The 6,378-nt window shown below is 58.5% G+C and carries 6 protein-coding genes, 1 tRNA gene and 1 pseudogene; 5 read left to right on the forward strand and 3 right to left on the reverse strand.

What is annotated here, in order from left to right; translation table 11 throughout:
* A pseudogene (locus tag C1D09_RS22025) lies at positions 1-373 on the reverse strand (PAS domain-containing sensor histidine kinase); the annotation flags it as partial.
* Positions 374-623: 250 nt separating this feature from the next.
* Here C1D09_RS22025 and C1D09_RS22030 point away from each other — a divergent pair.
* The 3 genes from C1D09_RS22030 (at position 624) to C1D09_RS34390 (ending at position 1,766) form a co-directional block, all read left to right on the forward strand.
* Complete coding sequence (locus tag C1D09_RS22030; protein WP_095775501.1) at positions 624-1,082, forward strand: phasin; 459 nt, start codon at positions 624-626, stop codon at positions 1,080-1,082.
* 355 nt (positions 1,083-1,437) lie between these two features.
* Positions 1,438-1,514 (forward strand) — tRNA-His (locus tag C1D09_RS22035).
* A 69-nt stretch (positions 1,515-1,583) separates the two neighbouring features.
* Positions 1,584-1,766 (forward strand): hypothetical protein, encoded by a 183-nt coding sequence (locus C1D09_RS34390; protein ID WP_425463426.1) that lies wholly within the window; start codon positions 1,584-1,586, stop codon positions 1,764-1,766.
* Between the two features lie 90 nt (positions 1,767-1,856).
* On the opposite strand, the gene C1D09_RS22045 is transcribed toward C1D09_RS34390, so the two are convergent.
* The gene (locus C1D09_RS22045) at positions 1,857-2,612 is read right to left on the reverse strand and encodes an SDR family NAD(P)-dependent oxidoreductase (RefSeq protein ID WP_143976291.1); all 756 of its coding nucleotides are present in this window, start codon (positions 2,610-2,612) and stop codon (positions 1,857-1,859) included.
* Entirely contained in the window at positions 2,612-3,943 is a 1,332-nt protein-coding gene (locus tag C1D09_RS22050; RefSeq protein WP_167514710.1) for an aspartate aminotransferase family protein, read from the reverse strand. Before C1D09_RS22050 ends, C1D09_RS22045 begins: the two co-directional genes overlap by 1 nt.
* Positions 3,944-4,091: 148 nt before the next feature.
* Between C1D09_RS22050 and C1D09_RS22055 the strand changes: the two genes are divergently transcribed.
* Both C1D09_RS22055 and C1D09_RS22060 read left to right on the forward strand, forming a co-directional pair.
* A complete protein-coding gene (locus C1D09_RS22055; protein ID WP_143976293.1) occupies positions 4,092-5,447 on the forward strand; it encodes an aminotransferase in 1,356 nt (451 codons plus the stop codon).
* A gap of 50 nt (positions 5,448-5,497) precedes the next feature.
* Positions 5,498-6,378, forward strand: an 881-nt coding sequence (locus C1D09_RS22060; RefSeq protein ID WP_143976294.1) for an ABC transporter ATP-binding protein, incomplete at its 3' end; no start/stop codon positions are given.

The following is a 6,378-nucleotide window of genomic DNA, read 5'->3' on the forward strand; positions in this document are numbered from 1 at the left end:
AGCCTGTCTGCGCCGCCGGCACCGCCAGCGTGATCGCCTTCTCGCCGTCAGGCAGCGTCACGGCACTCGCCTGGAAGCCGACGGTCTTGCTGGTCAAGCCGGTCGCCAGCCTGACGGTGATGCCGCGATCGCTGCCGATCTCGGGAAAGCCGCTGGTCGCCATGATCTGGCGGCGGGCAATCAGCGGCAGCTGTGCCGAGGCGCCGATGATCGCCTCGATGTCGGGATAGCCGAAGACTGCGGCGCCCGGTCCATTGGCCCAGATCACGTGCTCCAGATCCACCGACAGGATCGTGATCGCGTCGCCGGCGGCAAACCGCTGGCGCACCGCGTCGAGCACGGCGACGTCGAGGAAGGAATATTCGGACGGCATGCGCTTGGCGAACCCTCACGGAGCGGCGAAATTTTCAGTTAACGCTTTGTTAATAAAAGCCGCGGCCGCGAAGGTCCACAAGCCAAAACGTGCAAAGGTTGGTTTCTGGGCTTTTGGTTAACGGTCGGAAAGAAATTTATGGTGCACTGCAACAAAGATATTGCAATGCACAAAATTTGCCTTTATATTGCCATCATAACTGAACGAGACGGCTTTCCGTCAAAGCCGCTGCCGCTGAAAAGGATGGAAAATGTCCAGGACCAAAACTGCCGAGACGATCGAAAACGTTGAATTCCCGAGCTTCGACGCTTCCAAGGCCACCGACCAGATGCGCGCTTTCGCCGAAAAGGGCGTTGAGCAGTCCAAGGAGGCCTATGCCAAGCTCAAGACGGGCGCCGAGGAGACCCAGAAGGCTCTGGAGTCGACCTACGAGACCGCCAAGACTGTTTCCAGCGACCTGTCGCTCAAGACCATCGCGGCGCTGCGCGCCAATGCCGAAGCCGGCTTCTCGCATCTCGAAGCCCTGATCGGCGCCAAGTCGCTGTCGGAAGTCGTCGAACTGCAGACCGCTTTCCTGCGCAAGCGCGTCGAGTTGACGGTCGAGCAGGCCAAGGACTTCCAGGCCGTTGCCTCCAAGGCGGCGGAAGACGTCTCCAAGCCGATCAAGACCGCCTTCGAGAAGGCGATCAAGGACATTAAGGCTGCCTAATATTTGCGCATGATCTGAAGATGCAACAAAAGGTCGCATTTTCTTAAAAACGATCAGGCGTATGGTGGTAGCATTAAGAAATACCCGGCGAGTGGAACCTCCTCCCTCTGCTCCCCGGGATGACCAGCCAGCTCCTCCTCCCGCTGGCTCGTAACAGGAAAAGGCCGGCACCTCCTCCCGCCGGCCTTTTTCTTTGCCCGGCGAAACCGCGGCTGTTGCGGCGACATGTGGGGAAGTGGTCTTTGCTTCGCAAAAGCCTTGAATTAAAATCCATAAGCCCGTATGGACGCATCGCCGAACGACAGAGTGGATCGCTTTAGACGAGTTCCCGAAGAGATTCCGCTCAGGCAAATGTGCCGTTGTAGCTCAGCTGGTTAGAGCGCCGGATTGTGGATCCGGAGGTCGCTGGTTCGATCCCAGCCAACGGTACCATCGGCTTCCCCTAAATTATTGATTTCCTTTTGTAGAAGTGATGCTCAACCCGGACGGTCGGATCTGGGGGTGGGCCTGCTTGCCGAAGGTTTGGCCAAGACGGGCGAGATGGTTTCGACGGCCGATGGCGAGTGTGTTGTGCGCCTGGTCGCCCATCGGGTCGGCGCGGAGTTTCATGGTCGCGCCACTACTTTCAAGGTCGCGTGCCAGCACGTCGGCGGCGGCAAGGGCATGTTACCGAGGATCAACTGATCTCGACATTGAGCCCTCGTTACTTTTGTCGCCACCTTGGCCGTCGAAATCTCCTGTTTGGCCGCGGGCGGCTCGGCTTGGAAAGTCATTCTAATTGTAGCTGCCTAATGGCAGCTGCTGAATTCCTGCGGTTTCTCCGCCATCCACCGGGATAACGGCACCGTTGATGAATGACGAATTGCTGGAAAGCAGCCAGCCGACCACCTCCGCGACTTCGCGCGGATCCGCGATCCGTTCCGCCGGTATGGTTCGAAGCAAGGCGTTGAGAATGTTCGGATTGGCCATCGTCGATGCCATCATGCGCGTATTGACCTGTCCAGGGCAGATGACATTGAAGCGGACATCCCTGCCTTGCTCAAGAGCGAGTGCCTGGGTCAGGCCGATGAGTGCGGCCTTGCTCGCGCAATAGGCGGCCATGCCCTCCGCACCTGTCATTCCAGCGACGGACGAAACGGTCACGACGGAACCTTTGGCTCTGATCAGGCCGGGTAGGCTCAACCGCGTGAACAAATAAACACTTCGGGTATTGACCGCAAAAATCCTGTCCCAGTCTGCTGTGGTCGTATCGATGAAGGCGCGGCGCATCGACATGCCCGCGTTGTTGACGAGGCCGGCGATCTGCCCGTCACCGACTGTCAGGGCCAAATCAACGGCCGCTTTGCAGTCGGCCTCGTTTTCGACGTCGGCCCGGCAGAAGGTGACGGTCGGAAAGGCGCCCGCTATTTGCGAACCTCTTTCCGTGTCACGACCGACACAAACGACCTTGGCGCCCTGCGATGCGAGATGCTCGACGCATGCAGCACCAATCCCATGGGTACCGCCCGTGACTATGTAAGCTCCCGTCATCACCATGCTCCTGCGCCATTAATGTCTTCAGTTAGTACCCGTTTCATCATCTGGATTGTCTCCTGGATGTCGTCCTCGTCATGTGCTGCGGAAATCATGAAGGTACCGCGCGCAAAGGACCAGACGCCGCGGTGGAGCAGGGCGCGATGAATGCGTGCGAGGAGCTCCTTGTTGTGCGACAGGACATCTCGATAGGTTTTGGGAACAGTCGGAGACCCGTAAACACTGACGACGGCGCCGGGGCCGGCCGCGCACAACGGCGCACCCGTCTCCTGGAAAACCTGGTTAAAGCCGCCGATAAGCTCTTTTCCCAACCGGTGGATGTGTTTCAGAACTGCTTGGTCGTCACGTTTCAGCTCGCGCAGCACGGCAAGCGCGCCGGCGCAGGACAATGCGCCGGAATTATAGGTTCCCAGATGCGATACGGCATTGTCGACCAAGAGCGACATGATGTCGTCGCGGCCACCAAAACCCGCGATGGGCAAGCCGCCGGCAAATGCCTTGCCGAATGTGCAGAGATCGGGAACGGTTGCGTAAAGTTCCTGTCCTCCACCGAGCGCCATCCTGAAGCCGCTGACCACCTCGTCGAAGATCAGGACCGAGCCGTAGGCTGATGCCAACGCTCGAAGTTTTTCCAGGAAGCCCGGCGCGACTTCCAGAAATCCGTTGTTCGTCGGGCACGGTTCGAGAATGATAGCTGCGATTTCGCTGCCATGCCGTGACATGATCTGCTCAATTCCTGGGAAGTCGTTCCATGTTGCGATGACAATGTCGTCGATCACGCTCTTGGGCTGCCCCGGGGTCATCAGCACGGCTTTCGGATGGCTGGCGAGTCCCATATGCGCCACCGGCTTGACGCTTATAAAGATATTGTCCGCCCAGCCATGAAAATGACCCTCGAATTTCAGGATCTTGTCGCGGCCGGTATATGCACGCGCCAGTCGCAGCGCCGACTGCACGGCCTCGGTTCCCGAATTGGTGAACCTGACTTTGTCGACACAAGGGAATGAGCTGACGACCTCTTCGGCGAGCAGCAACTCGCTCTCGCAGGCCGCGCCGAACATGATGCCGGTTTCAAGCGATTGGGCGACTGCTTCCGAGAGAACCCGCGGAGCATGGCCCAGTATCAGGGGACCGAACGCGAGCATGTAATCGATGTAGCGCTTGCCGTTGGCGTCCTCGACGTGGGCGCCTTTTCCTTTGGCGATGACGAGATCGCGGTGCTCGTAGCGCCCTCCGCTGCCCATCCCTCCGGCAAGTACGTTGGCCAATCTCGCTGTCAGGCCGGCAGATCGATCCTGCTGGCCTGATACCCGGGTTTCGTCGTGCATTGGGTCCATTTCCTCCGTTGGCGGCGCGGCGCGCAAATTTGCGAATCCGCTTCTTGTAATCTGCATTCTATAAGTTATAAGTACGAAGTCATAAGTGATGCAAGCGGCCAATCGAGCTGCGCAACGAGAAATCCGGGGAACCGATGGCATGAGCAACGATCGCCGCGCAGCCGAGATGCAGTTGCATCTGCATTCACAGACGAACCCACGCCTTCACGAAGCCGATGGGCCGTTGATGATTGCTGAGGGCCGCGGCGCAATCGTTATCGATGATGCGGGCCGTCGCTATATCGAGGGCATGTCGGGGCTTTGGTGCGCTTCGCTCGGATTTTCCAACGAGCGACTGGCGGACGCTGCGTACAGGCAGATGCGCACGCTTGGCGCCTATCACACGGCCAATCATCGCTCGAATGAGCCAGTGGCGGAGTTGGTGAGACTGATCGAGGAGATCTCTCCAATCCCGTCCTGCAGGATCTACCTGACCAGTACAGGGTCCGAGGCGACGGACTCGATGGTCAAGCTGGCCTGGTACTACAACTGCGCGCGTGGAAAGCCGGAAAAGCGCAAGATCATCAGCCGCCAAGGTGCCTATCACGGCAGCACCGTCATGGCGGCAGCGCTATGCGGACTGCCCAACATGCACCGGGCATTCAACCTGCCGACCCAGGACATCCTCTATGCCAGGCGGCCCCACTATTTCCGGGAGGCCGAGCCGCATGAATCCGTGGCTTCATTTGGTGCGAGGCTCGCCAGCGAATTGGAGGGGATGATCCTCGCGGAGGGAGCCGACACCATTGCTGCGATGATTGCCGAGCCGGTTATGGGCGCTGGAGGTGTCTTTATCCCGCCAGAGAACTATTTTCCGCTGATCCAGGAGGTGCTCGCCCGCCACGACATTTTACTGCTGGCCGACGAGATCATCTGCGGTTTTGGCCGCACGGGAAACTGGTTTGGATCCGAAACCTTCAACATCAAGCCGGACATGGTTTCGATAGCCAAAGGCCTCTCGGCCGGGCATATGCCAATCGCCGGCGTCATCATATCAGACAGAATATACCAGGCCGTTGCTGACCAGGCCGCATCGATCGGCGTGTTCGGCCATGGCTTCACCTATTCGGGCCATCCTGTGACGTCCGCCGTCGCTGTGGAGGCGATCAGGATCTACCAGGAAATCGACATCGTCGGTCTGGCACGCAGCGCCGGATCACACCTGCTTTCGTCGCTTCGGCAAAAATTCTCCGATCATGAATTTGTCGGCGACATCCGTGGTGTAGGCCTTCTCGGCGGAATCGAGATCGTCGCTGATCGGAAGGACAACACTCCGTTCGCACCCGAAGAGCGTATCGGCGCAAAAGTCGAGATGGCGTGCCGACGGCGCGGTGCGCTTGTGAGGAACATGGGCGACACGATCGCCTTCTGCCCTCCCTTCCAAATCAGTGAAACGGAGACGGAACAGCTGGTGGAGGTTGTCCATCAGGCGCTAGAAGACGTCCTCATCAAGTAGATTTATATAACAATAACATCACGTTAAGTGCAGAACTGGGAACGGCATTCATGCTTCAGAGAACCAGCGAAAGTCGCACGGGCGATACACCTCCTCCTCATGCGGATGTCGTCGTTCGCTTCGAGAATGTTTCAAAGGCCTACGATCAGGACAACGTCATCATCAAGGGTCTCACCCTGGACATAGTTCGAGGTGAGTTTCTGACACTGCTTGGTCCATCCGGATCGGGCAAGTCGACATCGTTGATGATGCTTGCGGGCTTCGAGGCTCCGAGTGCCGGTCGGATCTATCTCAACGGCCGGCCAATCGAAAATCTTCCGGCTCACAAACGGAACATCGGAATGGTGTTCCAGAACTATGCACTCTTCCCCCACATGACAGTTGCGGAAAACCTCGCCTACCCATTGCGGGTGAGGAGGCTGGCGAAGGGTGTCATCACCCAGCGTGTGAACCGCGCGCTGGATATGGTGCAGATGGGTGACTTCGCCACAAGAAAACCCGCCCTTTTGTCGGGTGGACAGCAGCAGCGCGTGGCGCTAGCGCGCGCTATCGTCTTCCAACCGGAGCTCATCTTGATGGATGAGCCTCTGGGTGCGCTGGACAAGAGGCTCCGCGAAGACCTGCAGCTTGAGATCAAGCACCTGCATCAGGAGTTGGGCGTCACTGTCGTTTATGTAACCCACGATCAATCCGAAGCGCTCACAATGTCGGACCGCATCGCGATCTTCAACGGTGGGCGTATCGAGCAACTCGACAAGCCTGGCGCGCTTTACGACGCACCTCAGACACGCTTTGTGGCCGGCTTCATCGGCGACAACAATGCCATTGAAGGTGAGGTCGTCGCTATCAGAGATGGGTTGGCGACGCTCATCATCGACCATGGAATAAGCACACAGGCGCGCGCGACTACGGGCCTTTCAAAGGGCCAGCG

Source organism: Mesorhizobium intechi, from assembly GCF_002879535.1.
Lineage (GTDB): Bacteria > Pseudomonadota > Alphaproteobacteria > Rhizobiales > Rhizobiaceae > Mesorhizobium > Mesorhizobium intechi.